We start from the raw sequence: 25,321 nt of genomic DNA, 5'->3' as shown, positions 1-25,321 counted from the left end.
GGGCGGGGACCCGGGTCAGCGGGCTTCTGCAGGGCAGGTTCCCGCAGCGGGCGGGGACCCAGGTCAGGGGAGAGTTCCATGCCGCACACGAAGCGCCGTCGCCTCGTGACAACCGCCGTCGCCGTCTCGCTCGGCGCCACCGCCCTCGCCGCCTGCGGCTCCGAAGACGGCAGCAAGGCCGAGTCGGGCCCGGTCTCACTCACGTACTGGACCTGGACGCCCGGTATGGACAAGGTCGTCGACCTGTGGAACAAGGGGCCTGGGAAGCAGGACAAGATCACGGTCACGGTGAAGAAGCAGGCGTCCGGCGACACGCTGGTCACCAAGATCCTCACCGCGCACAAGGCGAAGAAGGCGCCGGACCTGGTGCAGGCCGAGTACCAGGCGCTGCCGACGCTGGTGAGCAATGACGCGCTGGCCGACATCTCCAAGGAGGTCGGCGACGTCAAGGGCAAGTTCGCCGACGGTGTCTGGCAGCAGACCACGCTCGGCACGGACTCCGTCTACGCGGTCCCTCAGGACATCGGGCCGATGATGTTCTACTACCGCGAGGACCTGTTCAAGAAGTACAAGCTGAAGGTCCCCGCGACCTGGGAGCAGTTCGCCGAGACCGCCCGCGCGTTGAAGAAGGTCGCTCCCGACAAGGACCTGACCACGTTTTCCGCCAACGACTCCGGTCTCTTCGCCGGTCTCGCCCAGCAGGCCGGCGCCAAGTGGTGGACCACCTCCGGTGACAAGTGGAAGGTCGCGATCAACGACACGGCCACCCAGAAGGTCGCCAGGTTCTGGGGCGACCTGGTCAAGGAGGGCGCCATCGACAACCAGCCCATGTACACCCCCGCCTGGAACAAGGCGCTCGACACCGGCAAGCAGATCGCCTGGGTCAGCGCCGTGTGGGCGCCGGGCACGCTGACCACGGCCGCGCCCGACACCAAGGGCAAGTGGGCCATGGCCCCGCTCCCCCAGTGGTCCGACAGCGAGAACGTCACCGGCAGCTGGGGCGGCTCCTCCACCGCCGTCACCACGGACTCGGCGCACCAGGAGGCGGCCGCGAAGTTCGCCGAGTGGCTGAACACCGACCACGACGCGCTCAACGCGCTGGCGAAGGACAGCGGCATCTACCCGGCCTCGACCTCCGCCCAGCTCTCCGGCGCCTTCACCAACCCGCCGGCGTACTTCTCCAACCAGGCGGACTTCTACACCGAGGCCGCCAAGATCGCGAACACCACCGCGCCGTCCGCGTGGGGCCCGAACGTGAACGTCGCCTACTCGTCCTTCAACGACGCCTTCGGAGCGGCCGCGAAGAACAAGTCGGACTTCGCCGCCGCCCTGGACAGGATGCAGAGCGACACGGTCGCCGACATGAAGAAGCAGGGCTTCGAGGTTTCTCAGTGACCAGCACAAGCCGGAAGGCGTACGGGGTCAAGGGGGCCCCGTATGCCTTCCTCCTTCCCGCGACGATCCTCTTCGCCCTGTTCTTCGCGCTCCCCATCGGGTACGCGGTCTGGCTCAGCTTCCGCAAGGTGCACGTCTCCGGGCTCGGCCTGGGCTCGGGTGCGCGGAAGGAGGTCTGGGCCGGGCTGGAGAACTACTCCGACGCCCTGCGCGACCACGAACTCCTCGACGGCGCCCTGCGCGTGCTCGGCTACGGCTGCATCGTCGTCCCGGTGATGCTGGGCCTCGCCCTGCTGTTCGCGCTGATGCTCGACTCCGACAAGGTCCGCCTCGCCCCGTTCACCCGGCTCGCGATCTTCCTGCCGTACGCCATCCCCGGCGTCGTGGCGGCGCTGCTGTGGGGCTTCCTGTACCTGCCGGACGTCAGCCCCTTCTACTTCGTGCTCGACAAGCTGCACCTGCCGCAGCCGAACCTGCTGGACGGCGGCCCGCTCTACTTCGCCCTGTCGAACATCGCGGTCTGGGGCGGCACCGGCTTCAACATGATCGTCATCTACACCGCGCTGCAGGCCATCCCTGCCGAGGTGTACGAGGCGGCGAAGCTGGACGGGGCCACCCCGCTGCAGGTCGCGCTGAAGATCAAGATCCCGATGGTGGCGCCCTCGCTGGTGCTGACCTTCTTCTTCTCGATCATCGCGACGCTCCAGGTGTACAACGAGCCGACCACCCTCAAACCGCTCACCAACTCCCTCAACACGAGCTGGAGCCCGTTGATGAAGGTGTACCAGGACGCCTTCCACCGCAACGACATCTACTCGGCGGCCGCCGAGGCGACGTTGATCGCCCTGGTCACGCTGGTCCTGTCGTTCGGTTTTCTGCGGGCCGCGAACCGCCGCAACAAGCAGGAGGAAGCAGCATGAGTTCTCTTGCCGTCCGCAACGCCGCCCAGGCCGCCGACACCACCCCCGGCACCGCCCAGGGCCCGCCGCTGCGCCGCCGGATCGCGCTGGTCCCGACGGTCACTCTGCTGCTCGGCGCGATCTACATGCTGCTGCCGGTCGCCTGGGTGGTGATCGCGGCCACCAAGTCCGGGCACGAGCTGTTCTCGACGTTCACGTTCCTGCCGGGCACCGGTCTCGCCGACAACCTCAAGGACCTGACCGCCTACCGCGGCGGCATCTACTGGAGGTGGCTGGGCAACTCCGCCCTGTACGCCGGTCTCGGCGCCCTGCTGTCGACGGTCGTGTCCGCGATCAGCGGCTACGCGCTGGCGACCTACCGCTTCCGGGGCCGCGAGACGATCTTCAACGTCCTCCTCGCGGGCGTGCTGATGCCGCCGGTGATCCTGGCCGTCCCGCAGTACCTGCTGCTGGCCAAGGCGAACCTCACGGATTCCTATCTGTCCGTGCTGCTCCCGCAGATCCTCTCCCCCTACGGCGTCTACCTCTCGCGTATCTACTCGGCCGCCGCCGTCCCCGGTGACGTGGTGGAGGCCGGGCGGATGGACGGCGCGAGCGAGTGGCGGATCTTCACCCGGATCGCCCTGCCGATGATGGTGCCCGGCCTGGTGACGGTGTTCCTCTTCCAGTTCGTCGCCGTCTGGAACAACTTCCTGCTGCCGTTCATCATGCTCAGCGACGACGAGAAGTTCCCGATCCCGCTCGGCCTGTACACGCTGCTGGAGCAGGGCTCCAACACCCCGGCGCTGTACACACTGGTGATCACCGGCGCCGGACTGGCCGTCCTGCCGCTGATCGCCCTCTTCCTGGTCATCCAGCGGTTCTGGAGCCTGGACCTGCTGTCCGGGGCCGTAAAGTCATGACCATGAGCAGCAATGCGGCGGGCCGGCGCAAACCGCCGACGATCCACGACGTGGCGCGCGAGGCAGGGGTCTCCAGGGGCACCGTCTCCCGGGTGCTCAACGGCGGGCACTACGTCAGCCCCGCCGCCCAGGAAGCGGTGAACGCCGCGATCCGCAGGACCGGGTACGTCGTCAACCGGCACGCCCGCTCGCTGATCACCGGACGCTCCGACTCGATCGGCTTCCTGCTGACCGAGCCGCAGGAGCGGTTCTTCGAGGATCCCAACTTCAACGTCCTGTTGCGCGGCTGCACCCAGGCACTGGCCGCACACGACATCCCGCTGCTGCTGATGCTGGCCGGTACGGAGGACGAACGGCGGCGCATAGCGCGGTACATCACCGCCGGGCACGTCGACGGGGTGCTGCTGGTCTCCAGCCACTCCGGCGACCCGGTGGCCCAGGAACTGCGCGAGGCGGGCGTGCCTCTGGTCGCCTGCGGCAAGCCGATCGGCCTGGGCTCGAAGGTGAGTTACGTGGCCGCCGACGACCGTGACGGCGCGCGTGACATGGTGCGCCATCTGCTGTCGATCGGACGCCGCCGGATCGGCGTGGTCACCGGCCCGCTCGACACACCCGGTGGTGTCGAGCGTCTCGCCGGCTACAAGGAGGTGCTCGCCGAGGCGGGCGTCGGCCTCGACGAGGACCTCGTCGTCTCCGGCGACTACAGCCGGGCCAGCGGTGAGACGGGCGCGGAGCGGCTGCTGGCGCAGGCCCCGGACCTGGACGCCGTCTTCGTCGCCTCCGACCTGATGGCGCAGGGCGTGCTGGCGGCGCTGCACCGGGCGGGGAAGCGGGTGCCGGCTGACATCGCTGTCGGCGGTTTCGACGACTCGCCGGCGGCGACCGCCGTCACCCCGGCCCTCACCACCATCCGCCAGCCCTGGGACCGGATCAGCAGCGAGATGGTGCGGGTGCTGCTCGCCCAGATCGGTGGCGAGGACCCGGCCGCGGTGATCCTGCCGACGGAGCTGGTCCGCCGGGAGTCGGCCTGACGGCGCCCGGGACGCTCACCGCTTCCCCGCTCTGACCAGCCCGGTCTCGTAGGCGAGGACGACCGCCTGGGCGCGGTCGCGCAGGTGGAGCTTGGCGAAGATCCGGGCCACGTGGGACTTGACGGTGGCCTCGCTCAGGGTCAGCTCTGCGGCCAGTTCGGTATTGGACAGGCCGCGGCCCATCAGGGTCAGCACCTCGCGCTCCCGGGGTGTGAGGGCGGCGAGCTCGGCGGGCACGCTCTCGGGTGTCCGCCCGGTGTCGGCCGCGTACCGCTCGACCAGGCGCCGGGTGATCTGCGGGGCGAGCAGGGCGTCGCCGGTGCCGACGAGCCGGACGGCCGCCGCCAGATGCTCCGGGGTGACGTCCTTGAGCAGGAAGCCGCTGGCCCCGATCGACAAGGCCCTGTAGACGTACCGGTCCAGGTCGAAGGTGGTCAGCATGAGCACCCGGCAGTCACCGGCCCGCTCCAGGATGCGCCGCGTTGCTTCCAGGCCGTCCATGGTGGGCATGCGGATGTCCATGAGCACGACGTCCGGGTGCAGCTCCCGGGCGGCGGCGACCGCCTCGGCGCCGTCGGCGGCCTCCCCCACGACCTCGATGCCCCGGGCGGTGAGGATCAGCCGGAAGCCGGTTCGGATCAGGGTCTGGTCGTCGACGATCAGGACACGGGGCGCCCGCTCGGGCGCGCCCGGGGTCACGGGCGGTCCAGGGGTATGCGGGCGCGGACCCGGTAGCCACCGCCGAGTCGGCGACGGGCGTCGAGGTCGCCGCCGTACACGGCGACCCGCTCGCGCAGCCCCAGCAGGCCGCGGCCCGCGCCCTCATGGCGCCGCGACGGCACGCTGCCGCCGGTGCCGGTCAGCACGCTGGGGCCCGTGTTGAGGACCTCCACGCGCAGCGCGTTCTCGGTGTAGCGCACCGTCACCTCCGCCTTGCCGCCGTCACCGTGCCTGAGTGCGTTGGTGAGGGCCTCCTGGACGATGCGGTACGCGGTGACGTCTATGCCCTGAGGCAGTGGGCGGGGGTCACCGGACATCCGTACCTCTACGGGCAGTCCGGCGAACGATATCCGGTCGACGAGGGGGCCCAGGCGGTCGAGGCCGGGTTGCGGGGTCAGGTCCGCATAGACGCCGGCTGGGCCCGGATCCTCGTCCTCGCCGCTCGCCGACGGCGCCAGCAGCCCCAGCAGATGGCGCAGATCGGTCATCGCGCCGCGCCCCGCGTCCTCGACGGCCCGCAGCGCGGTCGCGGCCTCCTCCGGCATGCTCCCCAGTACTTCCCGGGCTGCGCTCGCCTGGACGACCATGAGGCTGACGTTGTGGCTGACGATGTCGTGCAACTCCCGGGCGATCCGGTCGCGTTCGGCGGCGATCGCGGACTCGGCGGCGCTCTCCCGCTCACGCTCCAACAACCAGCCGCGCTCCCCCACGGCCGCCTGCCACCGGCGCCGGGTCCGCAGCAGCGCCATGGCCAGCCCCGCGACGACCGCGCACGCCACCCCCAGCAGCACCGTCAACAGCTCCAGTTCCCCCATGCCCTCACTCTGGCAGAAGCCTCTGGCCTCCGCATCGACCTGTGGATCCAGCCTTCTGCATCTACGGGATGAGACGTGGGCCGAGGTGCGATCCGGAGGGGGATGCCGGGCGACCGGTCACGCCCTTAGCGTCCTCACCATGGTCACTGAGGTGCGAACGAAAGAGGCCGTCGTGCGACTCGACGGCGTACGCAAGGAGTACGGCGAGACGGTCGCGTTGGACGGTGTGTCGCTGGAGATCCGGGCCGGGGAGGCGGTCGCGGTGATGGGGCCGTCGGGGTGCGGCAAGTCCACGCTGCTCAACATGATCGCCGGGCTTGACCGCCCCACGGGCGGCTCGGTCGTCGTGCACGGCGAGAACGTCGGCGAGTTGAGCGAGACGGGGCTCGCGCTGTACCGGCGGCGCCGGATCGGCATGATCTTCCAGTTCTTCAACCTCATCGACGACCTGTCGGCTCTCGACAACGTGGCGCTGGCCGCCCAGTTGACCGGTGCGCCTGCCCGGCAGGCCCGTCGGCGTGCGCTGGAGCTGTTCGACGAGCTGGGCATCGCGGACCGCCGCAACGCCTACCCGGGCGTGCTCAGCGGTGGTGAGCGGCAGCGCGTCGCCGTGGCCCGGGCGTTGATGAACCGGCCGGCGCTGCTGCTGGCCGACGAGCCGACCGGCGCGCTGGACAGCCGGGCCGGGGAGCAGGTGATGGACCTGCTGATCGATCTGAACCAGATCGGCCAGACGCTGATCATCGTCACGCACGACGAGCATCTCGCGCAGCGCTGCGCGAGCCGGCTGGTGCGGTTGGCCGACGGCCGGGTCACCGGCGAGCACACCCTGGAGCCGTCCGCATGAGGGCGGTGTGGAAGGCCGCTCGGGCGGCCGTACGCAGGCGGAGACTCCAGACGCTGGTGATCTGGCTGGTCACCCTGGTGTCGACGGGGTCGATCGTGGTGGCGCTGGGGCTGGTGGACGCGGCGTCGGCGCCGTTCGAGCGGGTCTTCGGCGCGCAGCACGGACCGCATGTGGTCGCCGAGTTCGACCGGGGCAAGGCGACGAACGCCCAGTTGACAAATGCGTCGCGGAAGCCCGGTGTCGAGGCGGTGGCCGGCCCGTTCCCGGAGGCCACGGTGGACGTTCCGCGCGGTATGGAGGACCTGGTTCTCGGCGGCGAGGCCACGGTCGTGGGCCGGCCCCGGCCCGGCGGCGCGGTGGACCGGGTGGATCTGTGGGCGGGCCGGTGGCCGGCCCGGCCCGGCGAGATGGTCCTCAACCGCCAGTCCGACTGGTCCCGCAACGCCATCGGTAAGACGTTCCGTCTGCCGTCCGGGCCGACCCTCACCATCGTCGGATTCGCCTTCGATCTGAGTCACACGGCGGACGTGTGGGTCACTCCGGACCAGGCCGCGGCCCTGCACCCGAACGCCACTCAGATGCTGTACCGGTTCCGGGACGCGTCCTCTCAGGACGCGCTGCGGGCGGGGCTGGCCCAGGTGACCGAGGGGTTGCCCAAGGGCTCACTGAGAGGATCGCACAGCTATCTGACGCTCAAGGACAAGGTCGGCGGCAGCGCGCGGGCGTACGCCCCGTACCTCATGGCATTCGGCGTCCTCGGCATTCTGGTGGCGGTGCTGATCGTCGCCAACGTGGTCGGCGGCGCGGTGGTGTCGGGCTTCCGGCACATCGGCATTCTCAAGGCCCTCGGATTCACTCCCGGGCAGGTGCTGGGCGTCTATCTCGTGATGGTCTGCGTGCCGGCCGTGCTGGGCTGCGCACTGGGCACGCTCAGCGGCAACCTGCTGGGCAAGCCGTTCTTCCGGTTCGTGTTCTCGGGGCCCGGTGCGGGGGTGCTGCACGAAAGCGTCGGCATCGCGCCCTGGGTGAACGTGTTGGCTCTGTGCGGCATGCCGCTGGTCTGTGGGCTCGCCGCGCTCGGCCCGTCCGTGCGCGCCCAGCGGCTGTCCGCGGCGCGGGCGATCAGCGCGGGCAGCGCGCCGCGTGCCGGGCGGGCGCTCCGTGTGCAACGGCGGCTCGCGGGGCTGCGGTTGCCGCGGTCGGTGAGCCTGGGGGCGGGGCTGCCGTTCGCCCGGCCCGCGCGCAGCGCGCTCACGCTTGCCGCGGTGGTCCTGGGAGTGACCGCGGTGACGTTCGCCACGGGGCTGGCCACGACGATGACCCTCTTCGGAGACGGCGGCAGGGATGCGTACGACGTCACGGTGTACGCGAGCGACCACGTCCATGGCAAGCAGGTGCTGCCGGTGCATGGCGACCGCCAACTCCAGCATTCGCTGGGCTCGTTGCCGGGCGTGGCACGGGTGACGGCCCGGGGTGACGAGGACGCGCGACTCGAGGGTTCCACACAGCGGGTCGTCGTCGAGGGCAGGCGCGGGCCGGACCCGTCCCTGGGCGACGTGCTCGTCCGGGGACACTGGATGCACCGTCGTGGAGAGGTCGTGGTCGGTACGTCCTTCCTGCGCCACAATGGAGTGCACATCGGTGACCACCTCCGGCTGCGCAAGAGCGGCCACGAGGAGGAGGTCACCGTGGTCGGTGAGCTGATGCAGGACAACGACGCGGTGGTCGTCGGCACCTGGCCGACGTTCACCGCGCTCATCCCGGACGGGAAGGCGTTCGCCTATCACGTCGAGCTGCGCAAGGGCGCGGATCCGGCGGCTTACGCGCGCGCCGCCAGAGCCCTCGACAAGGGGCTCAGCACCCAGCTGACCGGTCCGAGCAGCGGCGCCGAGACCATCATCGGCTCGGCGACCGGCCTCACCCTGATGCTGGCCCTGGTCGCCTCCCTCGGCGTCTTCAACACGGCCGTCCTCAACACCCACGACCGGCGCCGCGACCTGGGCATGCTCAAGTCGATCGGTATGACCCCGCGCCAGGTGACGGTGATGACGGTGACGTCGATGGCGATGCTCGGTGTGATCGGGTCGGTGCTCGGCGTCCCACTGGGCGTCGCCGCGTACGAGACGGTGGTCCCCCGCATGGCCGCGGGCATCGACATCACCCTGCCGTCGTACATGACGGACGTCTGGCACGCGGCGAGACTGGCGGAACTGGCGCTGACGGGGGTGGTGATCGCCGTGGCGGGCGCACTGGTCCCTGCCAGGCGCGCGGCCCGTCTCACCGTCGCGGAGGTGCTGCACAACGAATGACGGCAGTGCGCGGAACCGCAACCGGTCAGGATCGAAGAAGCCCGGACGGGCTCCCCGGCCCTAGCGTGAGAGCACCGACGGGGAACCCGTCGGACCGCCCACCCAGAGGAGTGAGTCTCATGACCGCCGGCCTGCAGACGATCATCTACCCCGTCAAGGACCTCGCCCGGGCCAAGGCCCTGTTCTCGGCCCTGCTGGGCGTCGAGCCCTACGCGGACGAGCCCTACTACGTCGGTTTCAAGGCCGCCGGGCAGGATGTCGGCCTCGACCCTAACGGGCACGCCAAGGGCATGACCGGACCGGTGCCGTACTGGCACGTCACCGATCTGCGGGAGCGGCTCGCCGCCCTCCTGGAGACGGGCGCCGAGCTGCTGCAGGACGCGCAGGACGTGGGCGGCGGCAGACTGATCGCCTTCGTCAAGGACACCGACGGCAACCTCGTCGGGCTCCTCCAGGATCCGGCTGCCTGAGTACCGTACGACTGCTTGGCACAAGCACTAGTTGCACACTCAACTATTGGCCGGATCGGTGTTACCGTGCAGTCATGGCAGTCAAGACGGCCGAGGCTCGGCTCGAGGAGCGCTGGCGGGACATCCTGTCCGTCCACGCGCGCACGATGTGCGAGATCGACCGGGCCCTGCATCCGCACGGGCTGGGCGCCAGCGACTTCGAGGTGCTGGACCTCCTGGTCTCGGAGTCGGGCGAGCAGGGCGACCAGTGCCGGGTGCAGAACCTGGTCGGGCGGGTCCATCTCAGTCAGAGCGCGCTGTCCCGCCTGATCGCGCGCCTGGAGAGGGACGGTCTGGTCGAGCGCTCGGTGTGTGCGGAGGACCGGCGCGGCGTCTGGGTCGCGCTCACCCGCAAGGGCCGCGAACTGCACAAGGCCGTGCTGCCGCTGCAGCGGGCGGTGCTGGCGCGGATGCTGGAGGAGCGGCGGGACTGACGGACGGCCGGGGTCGCCCCGGCCGCCGAAGCCTGCCCGCTCAGCCCGCGGACCGGGCGAGCAGGGTGCGCACCCCCTCGGAGGTGAGGGTCAGGCTGTGCTCCGAGCTGCCGTCTATGGTGAGCGAGATGTCGTCGGCCGGCCACTGGGAGGCGAGCGCGCCCAGGGGCACCAGACGGTAGCGGGAGACGAAGGGCAGCAGTTCGGCCATCGTCGTCTCCGAGGTGAACACGGGCACGACCGGGTTGTCCCCCGGCCTCTCCAGAACCGGCAGCGCCACCGCTGAGGGGTCGGTGGCGTCCTCGGCGGCGGCGTCGTCCGGCACGGGGAGCAGCACGTCGCTGCTGGCGAGCGTGTGCAGCGCGACCGAGTCCTCGGCGTTCTCGGCCAGCGCGTCAAGCGCCCGCTGGGCCGGCGTCGGCATGTCGTCGTACGCGGGTGTCTCCATGGCAGATCCCCTGCTAGCGGCGGTCTTACGTCCGCCCGGGGCAACCCGGCCCCGGGCGCGGTCCTGAGCGCGTACCCCAGTCGGCCCCGCCGCATGCCGACCGGACGGCGCCGAGTGGGTGACGGAACGGTGAACCGTGCGTCGTCCCCCAGGGTGGGCCTTCACGCCGATCCCATGGTCGGCGCCCGGGTGGCGGACTTCGTAGTCCACGATTCCCTGCTCGTACGTACCCACCGCCGAGCCCGTGGTCGTGCACGCGCGTTCCCGCAGTCGGCCGGGACGCCGCCAACCCGCTTGGACCGCCCGGCCGGCCGGGGTCTCAGCCGCCGAGGAGTTCGGCGAACCGCTGGGCGCCGATGTTGCCGCCGGAGAGGATGACACCGATCCGGCGGGGCAGCGGATCCAGGCGGTGGGACAGCAGGGCGGCCAGGGCGCTCGCGCCGCTCGGTTCCACGACGGTCTTCAGACGCTCGAAGGCGAATCGCATCGCCTCGCGGATCTGGTCGTCGCCGACCAGCGTGATGCCGTCGAGCAGCCGCCGGTTGATGGAGAAGGTGAGTTCGCCGGGGATGTCCGCGGCCTGGCCGTCGGCGATGGTGCGGGGCACGGGGATGGACACCCGCCGGCCGGCCTCCAGGGACCGCTTGGTGTCGTCGCCGGCCTCCGGCTCCACGCCGATCACCCGTACGCCCGGCAGGAGTCCCTTGGCGGCGGTCGCGCTGCCGGCGATCAGTCCGCCGCCGCCGACCGGCACCACCAGGGCGTCCAGCTCGCCGGCCTCCTCGATCAGCTCCAGGGCCGCCGTGCCCTGCCCGGCGATGACGTGGGGGTGCTCGTACGGCGGGATCAACGCCAGCCCCCGGTCGGCCGCGAGGGCCTCCCCGATCGCCACCCGGTCGCCGGTGTAGCGGTCGTAGGTGACGATCTCCGCACCGTACCCGGCGGTCGCCTCGAGCTTGGCCCGGGGCGTGTCCTCCGGCATCACGATGACCGCCGTGGTGCCGAGTTCACGGGCGGCCAGCGCGACGGCCTGGGCGTGGTTGCCGGAGGAGTAGGCGGCGATGCCCTTGGCCAGCTGTTCCGGAGTCAGCCGGGAGGCGGCGTTGTAGGCGCCGCGGAACTTGAAGGCACCCACCCGCTGGAGGTTCTCGCACTTGACGAAGACCTCGGCGCCCACCAGCCGGTCCAGGGTCCGCGAGCGCAGCACGGGTGTCCGGTGGGCGAGGCCCTTGATCCGTGCGGCGGCGTCCTGGACGTCGTACAGGCTGACGGGCGGGGTCTCGGGCAAGGGAGTACTCCGTTCTGGGCGCTGCCGACCGCTGCGGTCGCCGGATGCCCGGCCACGCCGGACTGGAACCATTGTCCAGCATCTAGACGGAAAGTCCAGAGCCCGCTTCTCGTGCGGATCCGGCAGCGCCCAGCCGTGAGTGCTTCCGTGAGCGCTTCCCGGCCAGGCTCAGTGCGTCTGACCGGGGTCGCCGGGCCGGATGCGCCCGCGCCACGCGCCGGTCTCGCCACCGCGGTGCTCGATGTAGTCCTTGAAGCGGCGCATGTCCCCCTTGACCCGCCGGTCGATCATGCCCAGCGCGTCGGCGCCCTTCTCCGCCATGCCGCCGGGCTCGACGTCCATGACGAGTTCCACGCGCGTGTGGGTGTCGTCCAGGCGTTCGAAGCGGACGCTGCCCTTCTGCTGGGCCTCACCGCCGACGGTGCGCCAGGTGATCCGCTCGTCGGGAAGCTGGTCGACGATCTCGGTGTCGAACTCCCGCTTCACTCCGCCGATCTTGGTGGTCCAGTGGTTGTGGCGGTCGTCGAGCTGCCTGACTTCCTCCACTCCCTCCATGAACTGCGGGAACTGTTCGAACTGCGTCCACTGGTTGTAGGCGGTGTGGACGGGGACTTCGACCTCGACCGTTTCCTTCACCGTGCTCATGGGTGCTACCTCCTTCGTCGGTCGGTCACGGCGACCATGGGCCGCCTTTCGTCGGCCGGCCTTCGAGTACCCCCGTGACCGGTCCGATCACAGCTGTTTCGTGCGGCCGTCAGCGGTCCAGTTCCTCCTGGATCGGCGTCTTCGGCTCCTCCCGCAGATGCTGCGACAGCCCGGGCCGGCCGCCCTCGCGGGCCTGTTCCGCACGCTGCGCGGGGTCGTGCCGGAGGTCCGAGTCCGGGTCGACCCGGACCGAGCGGGCCACGTCCTCGGGACTGCCGTACTGCTCCGGCGGGATGCCGCGCAGCGCCTTGAGCACCTCGTCCGAGGCACCGGCCGAGCGCGCCGCCGTCAGCAGCTCGTCCTTTCCGGCCGGGAAGCCGACGTCCCTGAGCGTGCCCAGCACCTCGGGAACGCTGGTGTGTGCCATGGGGGAGCCCTCCTCGTGCTACTTGTCCTCGAAGTCGTTCCGGTCGACTCCCGCCTCGTCCAGCGCCTCCCGCATGGTGCGGCTCGACGGTCCGGGGGTGCGGCGCCGCTCGTCCTGCGCCGAATCCATGACCACCTCGTCCGTGGTGTCCGTCTTCGGGCGGTTCTCCTCGGGAACGGTCATGACGGGAATCTCCTCATGCGTGCGTGCGCCTTGCGCGTCTTCGTGTGCCTGCGGTGCGGTGAGTACCCGGGAGCCGGCCGGGGACACCGGGTCACCCGCGACCCCGGAAGACCTCCTGCGTCGCGGTGAAGCGCAGCTCCTCCAGCGTGCGCAGCTGCCGTTCGGCGCGTTCGAGCAGCTCGTCCAGTTGCCGCGGGTCGAGGCGCTCGTCCGTGTCCGCCAGCGCACGCAGCATCCGCCAGCCGGCCGCCTTGCCCTCGACGCCCAGCAGCAGGAACTCGAGCTCGACGACCGTCGTGAGCGGTGAACGGCGCACGACGCGTCCGTTGGGCTTGAACCGCCCCGCCCATTCGGCCGCGGTCCCCGCGAGGACCTTGTACCGGCGCGCCGGGACCCCGAGCCGGCCCATGATGGCCAGCAGGCTCCTGCGGTCCTCCGCGATCTCCTTCGCGAGCGGTTGCAGCACCCGCCCCAGCGGGGTGCCGTGCTGGGCCTGGGCCACGTAGTGGGCGCGGCGGGTGCCGACGGTCGCCCCTGTCAGATGGTCGTTGAGATAGATGCCGAGCAGGTCCACCCGTAGCGAACCGGGCCGCCTCGCACTCGTCGCGCTCCCCCTGGGGACGTCACTGGTACTCACCGCAGCCTCCTCGTCCGACCTGGTCATTTCTCCGGCCGGCGTCCCGGGTACCCATCCGGTGCCGATATCAGCTGACGACCGATCTGCCACATAAGTCAGAAAATGAACCGTAGGACCGAAAAGGCCGAATCGTCTCCGCGCAGGGCGGGTACCTGAGCAGTCCGGCGCGCCTTCCGACGGCGTCGGACAGACCATCGTCGACAACTCACCGCCTGGAGGAACCATGGCGGCTGTCAGGCCCCCTGATCTGCAGAAGGCCCTGTCCGGAGCGGAGTACCCGGCTGACCGGGACGAGCTCCGGAAGGTCGCGGAGAAGAACCACGCGCCGAAGGAGATCACCGAGCGTATCTCCCACCTCGGCAAGAAGGAGTTCCAGAATCCGGCCGAAGTCAGCAAGGCCGTGTTCGAAAACGAGTGATCCGAAACGAGTGACAAGGACCTGTGGACAGGGCGGCCGGAACCTCGGGCTCCGGCCGCCGTCGCTGTCCGGTGTGACGTTGATCGGTAGTTGGCGGATTTGATCGGTAGTTGGCGAGCCGCGGTCCGGTGACTGTGAGTTGTGGTCGTGTACGGAGATACGTGCACGCCTCGTACGCCACGGTGCTGTGCTGGTGCCGTGAAGCCACGCGGAGACGCCCGGATCCGGTCGGACGTGTGCGGGTTGGACGGGATGGCCTCCGCGTACGACGTTGGGGATGCTGTACGCACTCGGCTGCAGCTGGACGACTCGTGGCCGCGGCGATGGTCCGCTACGTGGTGTTTCGACGGCGTCGAGGTGGCTTGGCCCGTGCGGGACCTGGCGGCGGTGCCGCTGCTGTCGTCTCAGCCGGTACGTCGGTTCACCTGGCGGGCACGTCAGCGGCACAGGCCAGGGCTGCAGTTCATGGTGTCCACCGGTCGCCATCATGGGTTCGAGTCGTTGGAGGAGGCCCGGCTGCTGCTCGCGCTGGACTTCGTGACGGTGACCGAGGTCCTCCCGCAGCCGTTCCGTCTCTTCTTCCAGCACAGAGACGGGCGGGCAGAGCACACTCCGGACTTCCTCGCCGTGATGCCGGATGGCGGGCGGTGGCTGTTCGACGTCCGGCCGCGGCAGCTGGTGCGGGAGGACGACGAGTTGAAGTTCGCTGCCGCCCAGGAGACGGCGGCCGCCGTGGGCTGGCGCTACACGGTGGTGACGGGCTGGCGTCCGCACGTTCACGGCGGGGTGGACCAGATGTCGGCTCAACGCCGGCCTCTGCAGGATCCGCTCGGTCTGCAGCGGGAACTGGACGTGGCCGTGGGCACGGAGCCGGTGGAGTTCGGTCAGCTGGTGGAGAGTACGTCGCTGCCGGCCGTCGCACGGGCCCACGCCCTGCATCTACTCTGGCATCGCCGTCTCGGCTTCGACCTGGGCAGGCCTTTGAGTGACTCCTCCCGGATCTGGCGGTCACAGCGTCAGGAGGAGCGATGACGTCCCTGCTCGATCTTGCGCCGGGCACGGCCTTGCGGATCAACGGCATCGAGTGGACGGCTGAGGAAGTGCTGCCACAGGTCGGCCAGGTCGTTCTCAGCGGCCGCGACGGGGAACGGCAGACCCGGTCGATCCGCTGGCTGATGCACCATCCCGACTGCCGGCCCGCGAAGTTGGGGCATCCGTCCGGAAGGCGGGAAGTCGCTCAGCAGCCGGTGATGAGCCGGGACTTGACCGAGGCTCAGGTGAAGCGGGCCCGGTTGCGGGCCGCCCATGTCCTTGAGGCGGAGACCGGCTACCGGTCCGGGCACCCGTCGCGGGCGCTACCGGGTGAGCCGCGGCCGGCCTACGACCCGGACAGGACCACCGTTACGGAACGGCGCCAGGCCAAGGCCGCTGAGCTGGCAGCACTCGGCCGCGAGGAGGCCGAGCTGCTGGGCCTGGCGAACATGAGCGTGCGGACTCTGGAACGGCTGGCAGCTGTCCCGAGCGGCGAGAGCCTGATCATGGCTTGCGCGGACGGCCGCTGGACGCGCAAGAGCGGTGGCCACCCGAGTATCACGGAGGAGATCCGGGAGGCGGTCTTCGCCGTCCGGCAGGAAGTCCTGCAGCGATCTCGGATCAGCATGCGGGCCCGGCACCGGCTGATGCACCAGTACGTCCGGGAGACCTTCCCTCAGTTCCCGGAGGAGAGGATCCCCGGCTACTTCACGCTGCGGAACGTCTGGAAGGAGTGGTTCGGCCCGGACGGCGCCCGCCAGCGCTACGTCCGGTCAGCGGAGACGGCGAAGGACGCCTCCGCACGGGCCGTGGTGCATCGCCCGGGCCAGGTGGTGGCGCTGGACACCACACCGCTGCCGGTCAAGGTCCGTGAGTCCGTCTTCGGTGACCCGGTGACGGTGATGCTCACCCTCGCCCTGGACCTCTACACGCACTCGATCGTCGCCTTCCGGCTGACGATGGTGTCGGACACGGCCGTGGACATCGCGATGCTGCTGCGGGACGTGATGATGCCGCTGCCGATGCGGGAAGGCTGGGGTCTGGACATGGAGTGGCCTTACCCCGGCGTCCCGGCCACGCTGATCGCCCGGTTCGCCGGCCACAAGGTTGCCGCCCTGCCGTTCTTCCCGCCCGAGACGGTGACCACCGACCACGGCGCCCCCTACAAGAACCACGATGTCGTCGAAGCAGAGCGGACTCTGGGCTGCACGATCCTGCCCGCTCGCGCTCTTCGGGCAACGGACAAGTACGCCGTCGAACGGGCCTTCGGCGCGATCAACAGCCTGCTGCTCGAGCACCTGCTCGGCTTCACCGGCGTCGATGTTGCTGACCGCGGCGCCGACCCCGAGGCCGAGTCCGTGCTGACGATGTCGCAGATGGAGCACCTGATCGCGACCTGGGTGGTGAAGGTCTGGCAGAACCGGGTGCTGGGAGAGTACGCACCGTCCTGGGGGCCGGGTGAGGAGCACAGCCCGAACTCGCTGTTCGCGGCCTCCATGCACCAGGGCGGGTTCTCCATGCAGATCCCCAGGCCAGAGCTTTACTACCAGGTGCTCAAGGCCCACCACGTCAAGATCCACCCCGGACGCGGAGTGAAGATCGGCGGGCTTTGGTATCACGACGACGTCCTGGACGAGGACCGGTTCCGCCAGCCCTCCGCCCGAGGCGGGCAGCACAAAGGCAAGTGGGTCGTCCGCTCTGACCGCCGTGACCGCCGCACCGTGTTCCTCCAGGACCCGGCCGACCATGACCACTGGCACGTCCTGCCCTGGACGGGCCTGCCGCCCAAAGGCGAGGTTCCGGCGTTCTCTGACCGGACCACGGAGGAACTGCTCGCCGAGGTGAGGAGGCGTCGTCTCGCACCGAAGTCGGATGCTGAACTCCTGCCGACCCTGTTGGACCTGCTCGGCTCAGCGATCCCGGTCGATCAGTGGCCGACGCAGATGACCAAGCGGGAGCGGACCGCACGCTCTCGCCGGGCCGCGCAGGGCCGCGCCGCCGAGCGGGACCGGACACCGGCAGCGGGAGAGGAGGAGACGCCCGCAGACGTGATGCCCTGGCCAGAGCAGGCCCGCACCGTCGCCGAAGCCGTCGACGCTGACCGGCGCCGACGCCGCGAGGCATTCGCCGGACGTCAGCCGACACCGCCGCCCAGGCTGGGCGAGGCCCTCCGCCGCCGCAGCCTGTTCCTGCTGCCTCCGGACGAAGAGGCCGGCGAGCCGGCACAGCCCAAGGAGAACGCGTGACCGACGTCCTGCCGCCGCACGTCCTTGCGGAGATGATTACGGGCAAGCCGCCGCGACGGGACACCTTCGAGGGCTGGCAGCACTACCGCACCACCCGCGGTCAGTTCGCCGCGGCGCCGAAGCTGACCTTCGCCCAGTGGCGGGCCCTGACACCCCATCGGCGGTCCCTCTATGACCTGCACCGCACGGCCATGCACGTGAACCTGCCGCTGCAGGAGACGCCGATGTCGCTGAAGGTGTCGAGACTGGTGAACCGGCGGATGCGCAACAACGCACTCAAGCAGAAGCCGGCCACCCGGGCCGGTGTGATGGTCACCGGCTGGGGCTACCAGGGCAAGACCGAGACGGTCTGCGAGGTCGCCGCCGGCTTCGAGGACGCCTGGCTGGACATGCACAACCACCTCAAACGCGGCATGCTCACAGCTGGCGGGATGCCCGAGTACCTGATGCGCCGCACCGGCGGTGTCGTCGGTCTCCTCGAACGGCTCATCGAGGACGGCGCCCAGGAAGCCATGGACAGCGGGAAGGAGCTCCTGGACGAGGGCTTGCTCGACGAGATCGTCATCAGCCTCGACGACCCCGGCCGCGACCCCGGCGCCGGTGAAGTCCCGCCGGTCCCCGGCGCCACCCGGCAGCCCAGGAAGAAGACGGCCGGTACGGCGAGACAGAAAGGCGGCCGTTCCTCCCGGAACACCGTGTTCGACGACCGCGGGCCCCGCTCCGCCGCTCGGGGATAGGCAGAGGTGGACGACCGCCCGCTCCCACGGAGCCTGCTGCCCCTGCCAGGGGAAAGCCTTCCGGGACTTCTCCTGCGGCTGGCCCACCGCCTGGACCTCTCGCCAGGGCGCCTGTCCATGGTGACGGGCCTGGTTCACGGCGGGAAGGTTCATATCGGCAGGTCGACCACCAGTCACCTGCTGATGCTCACCTCCAGCGACCGCGACCGCTTCGCGAGTTCTCTCCGCCTGCTGCCCCAGCAGGCCGACCAGCTCACCATGCGACCGCTCTTCGGGCGCTTTCCGCCCGTCGCTGAGGCCCTGACGCGGCCAAGTGACCCCTCCCAGCTGCGGCCTCGCGGCTACTTCCCTCCGTGGCTGCTGGGCGCCAGCACCCGTTACTGTCCCTTCTGTTTGGCCGGTGACGGCAGCGACATCCAACGTCGCCACGGCGGGGCTTGGAAGCTGCAGTGGCGCCTGGGTGTGGTGTTTCTCTGCACCGAGCACCGGATCTTTCTGCAGGACGCCTGCCCTGCCTGCGAGATGCCGGCTCACTGCGGACACCCGACCGGCACGCTCAAGCTCGTCGCGTCCGCGACGATCGGGGGTCTGCACCCGGCTCAGTGCCGCAACGTCGTCGGCTCCCGGGCCTCCGATCTCTGCGGTGACCGGATGGACGCCCCCGGGCACATCGCCCCCTCACCCCCGCCCAGCGTCGATGTGATCCGACTGCAGCAGCGCCTGCTGGGCCTGCTCCATCCCTCGCACGACGCCGCCAGCGCGTTCACCGCCTTCAGCGATCTCCAGGTCGTCGCTGCGATCGTCTGCGCGACCTGGCCCGCCGCGGCTACCGTCACGCCGGAGCACCCCCTTGCCACCGCCCTGGACGATCACGTCGCCGAAGTGCGCCAGGCGGATCCGGAAGCGATGACGCACATCGCGAGGGGGAACCTCTGGGTGACGCCGCCGCGGTCCGCCATTGCGACCGCTGGACTTCTCGACATCAGCTCCCGCCTTCTGGCCCTGCCCCCGGACGCGCTTGAGCATGCGCTCCGCGTGCTGCTGAGCACCGCGCCAGCCGAGCGGACGAGCGGCTGGGGAAACACCTGGCGGCTTCTGCAAGGACACGGCTCACGCCTGCTTCAAGAACGCGTGATCAGCGCGGTCCCCACGCAGTTCACCCCGGGGTCCCACTACTTCGCAACAGCCCGCCGACGGGCCCGTCAAGCCGTCATCCCGGCCCGGATCGGCCACTTCGAGCCGGATCACATTCCGCAGTGGCTGCCGGACGACTGGTTCTCCGTGATGTTCACGGGCTTATCCGTCCAGGCGATGGCCCGCAGCATCGCATTCCGCCGTTATGCAGCCGTTCAACTAGTACAGATCGCGGCCGACATGCCCTTCAACGACGCCGTTAGCTTCCTTGGTCTCCCCGAGCACTGGCACCGAGGTGACAGCAGGAGCAAAGGCCTGAAAATCCGCTACAACAGCCACTACCGGTTCTGGCGCAGCGAAGACCTGGCCACATCCTTCACCGCCCTCGCACAGCACGTCTCCCAGGTCCAGCAGCACACTGACTACCGCTCCAGACGGCTCCGCTTCGGCGGCTGGACCCTGGGCACGGACGCCTGGGCAGACATCGAAGCAGAACTTCGCCGCCGACACGGATACCACCACGTGCTCTCCTATCCGGCCAGCTTCTTGCGCGGCTGCTCCTCGAAGTTCATCTGGTCCCGCGTCACCGGCAGTGAGTGGAGCCTGGCCCCCACCAGCACTGAGCTGGCGCCAGGAGGCGACGAGCCCACATCGCAGAGGGAAACCCGGGTCCGAAGGCTCCTCCGCAACCCCACGTGCAGCATCTTCTTCAGAACGCTCAAAGCAGCCCTCATCCGCTACTCCGACTCGCTCACTGCGTGACGCTGTCGGGGGTTAGAGCGGGGCCGGCCGGAATCGGCGGGCGCCGGGTGAGAAGACGATCACTCACCCGGAAAGGGGACGTGCCTGATGGGCACCTACGCGCTTCCCGACATGCCCTACGACTACGTCAAGCTTCTCTGGGAGAAGAGATGCGGTGCGAGGCGGAGTTCATCGACTCAGTGCAGCTCAGTGCCAGTGTAGATAACGGTATCCGGTGCAACATGTGTGCGCCATCGCTGAAACGAGCGGTGGCGCCCTGTTGCAGAGCGACGGCTCACTCTGCCGCGTGCCACACCGGGGCCGGGCCCGTACGGCAGCTGGCGCAGGTGTTGTCCGAGGTCGCGAACGAACCGACCACGAACGCCGGCCGGAGCCTCGCGCTCCGCGCGCACGCGCGCCTCCTGGCAGATGCGCTCCAGGACGGCGGCTAGGGTGGTGGGGCCCAGCGCCAGACACCTGTCCGACGGGCGTCGACCGGTCAGGCGTCTGCAGATCAGCCGAGCCTGGCGGTCAAGTGGTAGCGGCCCGAGGGCAGCCGGTACGAGGCCACGCCATCCTTGTGGCCGAGGAGACGTACTCCGTCCACTCGGGCCAGCGGGGTCCGTCCTTCATAGACGGCATCGGCGGAGACGGCTGAAAGGCGCAGCGTCGCTTCGCTGTTGGCGGGCACGACCGCGTCGTACACCAGGGCCCTGCCGCCGTCCTCCACCTTCCACTCGCTCCTGATCTCGCCGTAGGGAACGCCGACGCCAGGGGCCTGCGCGGACAGACGTACACCATCGGCGTGATGCTGCCCGACATCCGTAACCCCTTCTTCCCCGAGATTCTTGACGGCGTCACCGCCTCGCTCGCGGACACCGAGTACCAGGTGCTCCTGGGCCCGGGCCGCAACGGGGAGAAGGAGGAGGCCCGCGTCACCGAGGCAATGATCGACCGCGGCATGGACGGCATCATCCTGGTTGCACCGATCTCTTCACGCGCCCATATGGAGCGCGTCGGCACCGCAGTGCCGACCGTCGTCGTCGGCCGCCACGGCTCGTCTCCTGCGTACGACACGGTGGCCGACGATGACGTCGAGGGCGCCGCTCTGGTCGTCGGCCACCTGGCCGGACTCGGACATCGCCGGATCGCCCACATCGAGCATCACGAGACCGACCCGACGCGCCTTACGGAGATGCCCAACGCCCGCCGCGCCGACGGCTATCGCCAGGCCATGCGGCAGCACGGACTGGAGGAGTGGATCGACGTCGTTTCCACCAGCTACACCCAAGACGGCGGCTACCGGGGCACGAAGGAGCTGCTGGCCCGCCCCGTCCGGCCCACGGCCGTCTTCGCCGGAGCGGACATCGTCGCCGGAGCGGACATCGTCGCCGTGGGCGTGCTCGAAGCGGTCACCGAAGCCGGGCTGTCCGTGCCCGGCGACCTCTCGGTGGCCGGCTACGACAACACCACGTTCGCCGCGTTCGGCCCGATCTCCCTCACCAGCGTCGACCAGGCCGGTCGCGAGATGGGCCAGAACGCCGTACGACTTCTCCTGGAGCGGATCGCCGACCGGCCCGTCCGTCGGTCAAGGTAACCCTCTCTCCCACGCTGGTGGCGCGCCGGTCCACGGCCGGGCCGCCAGCGTGAGGCGTCGACGCCGAGCCGCATACGGGAGGGAGACGCAGGCTCATGGAGGTTGCTTCCTGTGAATGCGGCTGGAGGACGACGGAGCGGTGCCGTAGGTCTCCGGGCCGAGCGGTCCCCCGGCCGACCATCCGGTGGCCGGGGAGGTGACTGCGAGTGGGTGACTACGAGAGCGAGTCGCGGCGCGGCATCAGGTGTCGAACCGCACCCCGCCGAGCCAGGTGACCTTTTCGGGGTCGTGGTGGTCGAAGATGTGGCTGCGGCCCGTGTCCAGGCCGGCGATGCGTGCCATCTCGTCGGAGGTGAGCTGGAAGTCGAAGACGTCGAGGTTTTCTGCCATGCGTTCGGGCCGCACCGACTTCGGGATCACGACGATCTCGCGCTGGACGAGCCAGCGAAGGGCGATCTGGGCGACGGACTTGTCGTGGGCGCGGGCGATGTCGACGAGCACGGGGTTGTCGAAGAAGCCCTGACCGCCTTCGGCGAGCGGTCCCCAGGACTCGTGCTGGACGCCGTACTCACGCATCAGCTTCTGGTCGCCCGCGCGCTGGAAGAACACGTGCGTCTCGATCTGGTTGACCGCGGGGACGATCTCGTTGTGGGCGATGAGGTCGGCGAGCCGGTCAGGGTAGAAGTTGCTGACGCCGATCGCCCGGGTGCGCCCGGCCCGGTTGAGTTCCTCCATGGCCCGCCAGGCGCCGTAGTAGTCGCCGAAGGGCTGGTGCATCAGGTAGAGGTCGAGGTGGTCGAGACCGAGGCGGTCGAGGGAACGGTCGAAGGCGCCCTTGGCGCTCTCCAGGCCGTAGTCCTGGACCCACAGCTTGGTGGTGATGAACAGCTCGTCGCGGGGGATGCCGCTGGCGGCGATCGCCCGGCCCACGGCTCGCTCGTTCTCATACGCCGCGGCGGTGTCGAGCAGGCGGTAGCCGGCTTCGAGCGCGGCCTCGACCGCCTGCTGGGTCTGGGCTTCGGGGATCTGGAAGACGCCGAAACCGAGGATCGGCATCTGCACGCCGTTGTCGAGGGAAACCTGGGGGACCTTGCTGGTCATGGGGGGCCTTTCTCGTGTACGGGTTTCAGAGATGGGGGTGTGGGACCGGAACCGGGGATGTGGTACCGGGGAAGCCGGCGCCCCCGGTTCGGTGTCAGCCCTGCGCTGCTCCCGTCGTGCGACGGGAGGCGGCCAGGAGGCCCAGTGGCAGCAGGGCTGCCAGGGCGAAGGCGAAGCCGGTCAGCGACGGGCCCTTGAGGCCCAGGCTGGTGGTCAGGGCGATGCCGCCGAGCCAGGAGCCCGTGGCGATGCCGACCTGGAACGCGGACGTGGCCAGGGCCATGGGCAGGGAGCGGCCGGCTCCGGCGATGCGGACCACCTCGCCGACCACGATGGGGTTGCAGGCGAAGCCGGCTGCGCCGAGCAGCACGACCAGGAACACGGCCAGGACGCTGCTGGTCGCCCACAGGGTGATGGCGCCCAGGAGCACGGCCGTGACCGCAGTGGCCGGGATCAGCGTGGTGTAGGGCTGGCGGTCGCCGACGCGTCCGCCGAAAGAGGTGCCGCCCAGAGCACCGAGGCCGAAGCCGAGCATCGCCAGCGGCACCACGGTCGTCGCGAGCCCGGCCCGCTCGGTGAGCAGGGGGGCAACGTAGCTGTAGGCGGCCATGATGCCGGCTTGGATGAGCGCGATGGCCAGGTAGACCAGCCACAGGCGCGGATGCCCCAGCGCTGCCGCCTCCGCGCGCAGGGAGCTGTCGGCACGTGTGCTGTCGGCGGGCACCTGGCGGGCCACCACGGCAGCGGCGGCCACCGCGAGCGCGGCGAGCGTCCAGAAGGGGGCCTGCCAGCCGCCCAGTTGGCCGGCTGCCGTACCGAGCGGGACGCCGACGATGTTGGCGAGGGTGATGCCGCCGACCATCACACCCATGGCGCGGGTACTGGCCGCCGGTCCCGCGGCGGCCGTCGCGACCACCGCGCCGACGGCCCAGAAGGTGCCGTTGCCCAGAGCGGCAGCGCCCCGGCCGACGAGCGCGAGCCCCAGGCTGGAGCTGAGCGCGCTGACGACGTGGCCCGCGGCGAAGACCAGCAGCGCGGCTACCAGGGCCGAGCGACGCGGCAGGCGCTGGGTCGCGACGGACATCACCGGCGCGCCGATCATCATGCCGACGGCGAAGGCGGTGATCAGCGTCCCGGCGCTGGAGACGCTGACACCGAGCGCGCCCGAAATCTCCGGCAGGAGGCCGGAGACGACGAACTCGCTGGTGCCCATGATGAAGGCGATGGCACCCAGCAACCACACCACCGGCGGCAGCTTGACCTTCCCGGCAGGCACTGCCCTGCTGCCGTCACCCGTGAGCGGTGCGGCGGCCGAGGTGTCCGGTTTCGTGGACGAGGGGGAACTCACTGACGATCCTTTCAAGAGAGCCTGCGCGGGCCCGGTCATCCGAAGGCGTTCCGGCAAAGCGGCATGCGCGCCCAAGGCTGTGCGGGCGGAACGCTTCAGGCCCGCTGCACTCCACGTAACCAGCAGCCAAGCCCGGCATCCAGGCACGCTTGTGAGGGGTAACAGCAGGGACCCCCTCATGCCGAGAACATGAGCGTGCATAGGGCGAATCGGGGTAAACGGCCGCAGCACAGAAGAGGGCGGTCCTGCTCGCCGGAACTGACATGACGCCGTTGTGACGGGCGTGAAGTGCAGCAGGCCGATCGGCACAGGGGCGGTACTGGGATGGAGAGGTCTGAAGGGAGGCGCCGGGCTCGGTGTCAGCGTTCGGTGTCGGCGTGCGAGGCGACCGCGTCCCGGTCCTGGCTCGCCGCCCAGCTGGAGAGCAGCTTCAGGGCGTCCGCGGCCGGGGTATCCGGATCGGCGCTGTAGACGGTGAGTGACAACCCCTCGTCGCCGGGCAGCTCCAGCGTCTCGTGGACCAGCTCCATCTCGCCCACCGCCGGGTGGTGGAACCGCTTGGTTCCCCCGGTGAAGACGTGCACGTCGTGCGCGCCCCACATCGTGCGGAAGGCGTCACTGCGGGTGGACAATTCACCGATCAAGTTCGACAGTTCACGGTCGTAGGGGTTCTTGGCGGCCTCGACGCGCAGCACGCCCACGCCTTGGCGGGCCACGCGTTCCCAGTCGGGATACATGCGGGTGGCCCGCGGGTCGAGGAAAACGAACCGGCAGGTGTTGACCGGCTCCACCTCGAACACCTCGCTGTGCAGAGCGCGGGCGAGCGGATTGGCCGCCAGGATGTCCATCCGGTTGTTGCGCACGTACGCCGGCTGGTCGTGCAGGCCCTCGACGATGCGCAGCACACTCGGCCGCACGGTGACCTTCTTCGGGCGGCGCCGGACCCGGGCCGGGCTGGTATTGGCCGCCTGGGCCAGGGCGTAGAGGTGATCCCGCTCGGTGTCGTCCAGGCGCAGGGCCTGGGCCAGGGCGTCCAGGACGCTGTCGGAGACCCCGCTGAGATTGCCGCGCTCCAGGCGCGTGTAGTACTCAACGCTCATCCCGGCCAGCATCGCGACCTCACCACGGCGCAGCCCGGGCACCCGCCGCTGCCCGTACACCGGCATGCCCGCCTGCTCGGGTGTGATCTTGGCGCGGCGGGACTTGAGGAATGCGCTGACTTCGGCCCGGTTGTCCATGGATCCCAGCGTAGGAAAACACAGTGGCCAGTGGGGGTCCCTGTCAGTACCCCTCACAGCACGGACCCCCACGACAGGGCCGAGTGGAGTTCCTCGCTACCGCGCTGTCGTCGACCCGGCCGCAGTCGGCCTGAACTTCGGGACACTCTTCTTTGCCGCTCATAGTCCGCGGGCTGGACGCGACGGTGGCCGTCGGCTCTTCGAAGGCCGTGACGGTAT

26 protein-coding genes are annotated in these 25,321 nt (G+C 70.0%); 14 read left to right on the top strand and 12 right to left on the bottom strand.

Annotated elements, in window-relative coordinates; translation table 11 throughout:
• The first annotated feature begins 78 nt into the window (after positions 1-78).
• From ACFYZQ_RS14065 to ACFYZQ_RS14050, 4 genes are read left to right on the top strand one after another with little or no spacing between them, the layout of a single operon-like run.
• Positions 79-1,395: an ABC transporter substrate-binding protein gene (locus ACFYZQ_RS14065; protein ID WP_389146124.1), complete on the top strand. Its 1,317-nt coding sequence runs from the start codon at positions 79-81 to the stop codon at positions 1,393-1,395.
• Complete coding sequence (locus tag ACFYZQ_RS14060; protein WP_389146121.1) at positions 1,392-2,315, top strand: carbohydrate ABC transporter permease; 924 nt, start codon at positions 1,392-1,394, stop codon at positions 2,313-2,315. The genes ACFYZQ_RS14065 and ACFYZQ_RS14060 overlap by 4 nt, the downstream gene beginning before the upstream one ends.
• Positions 2,312-3,217, top strand: coding sequence for a carbohydrate ABC transporter permease (locus ACFYZQ_RS14055; RefSeq protein ID WP_389146119.1), 906 nt, complete (start codon positions 2,312-2,314; stop codon positions 3,215-3,217). Before ACFYZQ_RS14060 ends, ACFYZQ_RS14055 begins: the two co-directional genes overlap by 4 nt.
• Positions 3,214-4,248: a LacI family DNA-binding transcriptional regulator gene (locus tag ACFYZQ_RS14050; RefSeq protein WP_389146116.1), complete on the top strand. Its 1,035-nt coding sequence runs from the start codon at positions 3,214-3,216 to the stop codon at positions 4,246-4,248. Before ACFYZQ_RS14055 ends, ACFYZQ_RS14050 begins: the two co-directional genes overlap by 4 nt.
• 15 nt (positions 4,249-4,263) lie before the next feature.
• Here ACFYZQ_RS14050 and ACFYZQ_RS14045 read toward each other — a convergent pair whose 3' ends face one another.
• A complete protein-coding gene (locus ACFYZQ_RS14045) occupies positions 4,264-4,947 on the bottom strand; it encodes a response regulator (RefSeq protein WP_389146114.1) in 684 nt (227 codons plus the stop codon).
• Positions 4,944-5,783, bottom strand: a complete 840-nt coding sequence (locus tag ACFYZQ_RS14040; protein WP_389146111.1) for a sensor histidine kinase — start codon at positions 5,781-5,783, stop codon at positions 4,944-4,946. The genes ACFYZQ_RS14045 and ACFYZQ_RS14040 overlap by 4 nt, the downstream gene beginning before the upstream one ends.
• Positions 5,784-5,922: 139 nt before the next feature.
• Between ACFYZQ_RS14040 and ACFYZQ_RS14035 the strand changes: the two genes are divergently transcribed.
• The 4 genes from ACFYZQ_RS14035 to ACFYZQ_RS14020 all read left to right on the top strand — a co-directional run bounded on the left by ACFYZQ_RS14035 (position 5,923) and on the right by ACFYZQ_RS14020 (position 9,882).
• Positions 5,923-6,630, top strand: coding sequence for an ABC transporter ATP-binding protein (locus tag ACFYZQ_RS14035; protein ID WP_389146108.1), 708 nt, complete (start codon positions 5,923-5,925; stop codon positions 6,628-6,630).
• The gene (locus ACFYZQ_RS14030) at positions 6,627-8,939 is read left to right on the top strand and encodes an FtsX-like permease family protein (RefSeq protein WP_389146105.1); all 2,313 of its coding nucleotides are present in this window, start codon (positions 6,627-6,629) and stop codon (positions 8,937-8,939) included. The genes ACFYZQ_RS14035 and ACFYZQ_RS14030 overlap by 4 nt, the downstream gene beginning before the upstream one ends.
• A 119-nt stretch (positions 8,940-9,058) precedes the next feature.
• Positions 9,059-9,409: a VOC family protein gene (locus ACFYZQ_RS14025; protein WP_389146102.1), complete on the top strand. Its 351-nt coding sequence runs from the start codon at positions 9,059-9,061 to the stop codon at positions 9,407-9,409.
• Positions 9,410-9,483: 74 nt separating this feature from the next.
• A complete protein-coding gene (locus ACFYZQ_RS14020) occupies positions 9,484-9,882 on the top strand; it encodes a MarR family winged helix-turn-helix transcriptional regulator (RefSeq protein WP_389146100.1) in 399 nt (132 codons plus the stop codon).
• 40 nt (positions 9,883-9,922) lie between these two features.
• Here ACFYZQ_RS14020 and ACFYZQ_RS14015 read toward each other — a convergent pair whose 3' ends face one another.
• From ACFYZQ_RS14015 to ACFYZQ_RS13990, 6 genes are all read right to left on the bottom strand, one after another.
• Positions 9,923-10,330: an SseB family protein gene (locus ACFYZQ_RS14015; RefSeq protein WP_389146098.1), complete on the bottom strand. Its 408-nt coding sequence runs from the start codon at positions 10,328-10,330 to the stop codon at positions 9,923-9,925.
• 319 nt (positions 10,331-10,649) lie between these two features.
• Positions 10,650-11,618 carry a pyridoxal-phosphate dependent enzyme gene (locus ACFYZQ_RS14010; RefSeq protein WP_389146095.1) on the bottom strand — a complete coding sequence of 323 codons (969 nt, stop codon included), beginning with the start codon at positions 11,616-11,618 and terminating at the stop codon, positions 10,650-10,652.
• Positions 11,619-11,786: 168 nt separating this feature from the next.
• On the bottom strand, positions 11,787-12,263 hold the full coding sequence (locus tag ACFYZQ_RS14005) for an SRPBCC family protein (RefSeq protein WP_389146092.1): 477 nt from the start codon (positions 12,261-12,263) through the stop codon (positions 11,787-11,789).
• A 109-nt stretch (positions 12,264-12,372) separates the two neighbouring features.
• Complete coding sequence (locus ACFYZQ_RS14000) at positions 12,373-12,690, bottom strand: DUF2795 domain-containing protein (protein ID WP_389146089.1); 318 nt, start codon at positions 12,688-12,690, stop codon at positions 12,373-12,375.
• 18 nt (positions 12,691-12,708) lie between these two features.
• A complete protein-coding gene (locus ACFYZQ_RS13995) occupies positions 12,709-12,873 on the bottom strand; it encodes a hypothetical protein (protein ID WP_389146086.1) in 165 nt (54 codons plus the stop codon).
• 91 nt (positions 12,874-12,964) lie between these two features.
• On the bottom strand, positions 12,965-13,510 hold the full coding sequence (locus ACFYZQ_RS13990; RefSeq protein WP_389146083.1) for a hypothetical protein: 546 nt from the start codon (positions 13,508-13,510) through the stop codon (positions 12,965-12,967).
• Between the two features lie 223 nt (positions 13,511-13,733).
• Between ACFYZQ_RS13990 and ACFYZQ_RS13985 the strand changes: the two genes are divergently transcribed.
• The 5 genes from ACFYZQ_RS13985 to ACFYZQ_RS13965 all read left to right on the top strand — a co-directional run bounded on the left by ACFYZQ_RS13985 (position 13,734) and on the right by ACFYZQ_RS13965 (position 19,839).
• Positions 13,734-13,928: a DUF2795 domain-containing protein gene (locus tag ACFYZQ_RS13985; RefSeq protein ID WP_388790844.1), complete on the top strand. Its 195-nt coding sequence runs from the start codon at positions 13,734-13,736 to the stop codon at positions 13,926-13,928.
• A 369-nt stretch (positions 13,929-14,297) separates the two neighbouring features.
• The gene (locus tag ACFYZQ_RS13980; RefSeq protein ID WP_382570372.1) at positions 14,298-14,960 is read left to right on the top strand and encodes a TnsA-like heteromeric transposase endonuclease subunit; all 663 of its coding nucleotides are present in this window, start codon (positions 14,298-14,300) and stop codon (positions 14,958-14,960) included.
• Positions 14,957-17,206, top strand: a complete 2,250-nt coding sequence (locus ACFYZQ_RS13975) for a transposase (RefSeq protein WP_382570374.1) — start codon at positions 14,957-14,959, stop codon at positions 17,204-17,206. Before ACFYZQ_RS13980 ends, ACFYZQ_RS13975 begins: the two co-directional genes overlap by 4 nt.
• A complete protein-coding gene (locus tag ACFYZQ_RS13970; protein ID WP_389146079.1) occupies positions 17,203-17,943 on the top strand; it encodes a hypothetical protein in 741 nt (246 codons plus the stop codon). The genes ACFYZQ_RS13975 and ACFYZQ_RS13970 overlap by 4 nt, the downstream gene beginning before the upstream one ends.
• A gap of 6 nt (positions 17,944-17,949) precedes the next feature.
• On the top strand, positions 17,950-19,839 hold the full coding sequence (locus tag ACFYZQ_RS13965; RefSeq protein WP_382570379.1) for a TniQ family protein: 1,890 nt from the start codon (positions 17,950-17,952) through the stop codon (positions 19,837-19,839).
• A gap of 493 nt (positions 19,840-20,332) precedes the next feature.
• On the opposite strand, the gene ACFYZQ_RS13960 is transcribed toward ACFYZQ_RS13965, so the two are convergent.
• Positions 20,333-20,548, bottom strand: coding sequence for a hypothetical protein (locus ACFYZQ_RS13960; RefSeq protein WP_382570381.1), 216 nt, complete (start codon positions 20,546-20,548; stop codon positions 20,333-20,335).
• 78 nt (positions 20,549-20,626) lie between these two features.
• On the opposite strand from ACFYZQ_RS13960, the gene ACFYZQ_RS13955 reads away from it, so the two are divergent.
• Entirely contained in the window at positions 20,627-21,415 is a 789-nt protein-coding gene (locus ACFYZQ_RS13955; RefSeq protein ID WP_389146074.1) for a substrate-binding domain-containing protein, read from the top strand.
• A 240-nt stretch (positions 21,416-21,655) separates the two neighbouring features.
• Here ACFYZQ_RS13955 and ACFYZQ_RS13950 read toward each other — a convergent pair whose 3' ends face one another.
• The 3 genes from ACFYZQ_RS13950 to ACFYZQ_RS13940 form a co-directional block, all read right to left on the bottom strand.
• Positions 21,656-22,516, bottom strand: a complete 861-nt coding sequence (locus ACFYZQ_RS13950; RefSeq protein ID WP_382570386.1) for an aldo/keto reductase — start codon at positions 22,514-22,516, stop codon at positions 21,656-21,658.
• Positions 22,517-22,610: 94 nt separating this feature from the next.
• Entirely contained in the window at positions 22,611-23,864 is a 1,254-nt protein-coding gene (locus ACFYZQ_RS13945) for an MFS transporter (RefSeq protein ID WP_389146071.1), read from the bottom strand.
• A 359-nt stretch (positions 23,865-24,223) separates the two neighbouring features.
• Complete coding sequence (locus tag ACFYZQ_RS13940; RefSeq protein ID WP_389146069.1) at positions 24,224-25,102, bottom strand: helix-turn-helix transcriptional regulator; 879 nt, start codon at positions 25,100-25,102, stop codon at positions 24,224-24,226.
• Positions 25,103-25,321: the final 219 nt, after the last annotated feature.

Source organism: Streptomyces sp. NPDC001843 (genome assembly GCF_042891955.1).
Taxonomy (GTDB): Bacteria; Actinomycetota; Actinomycetes; order Streptomycetales; family Streptomycetaceae; genus Streptomyces.
Note: the sequence above shows the minus strand (reverse complement) of the source record. Positions and strands in the feature narration are given on the sequence as shown.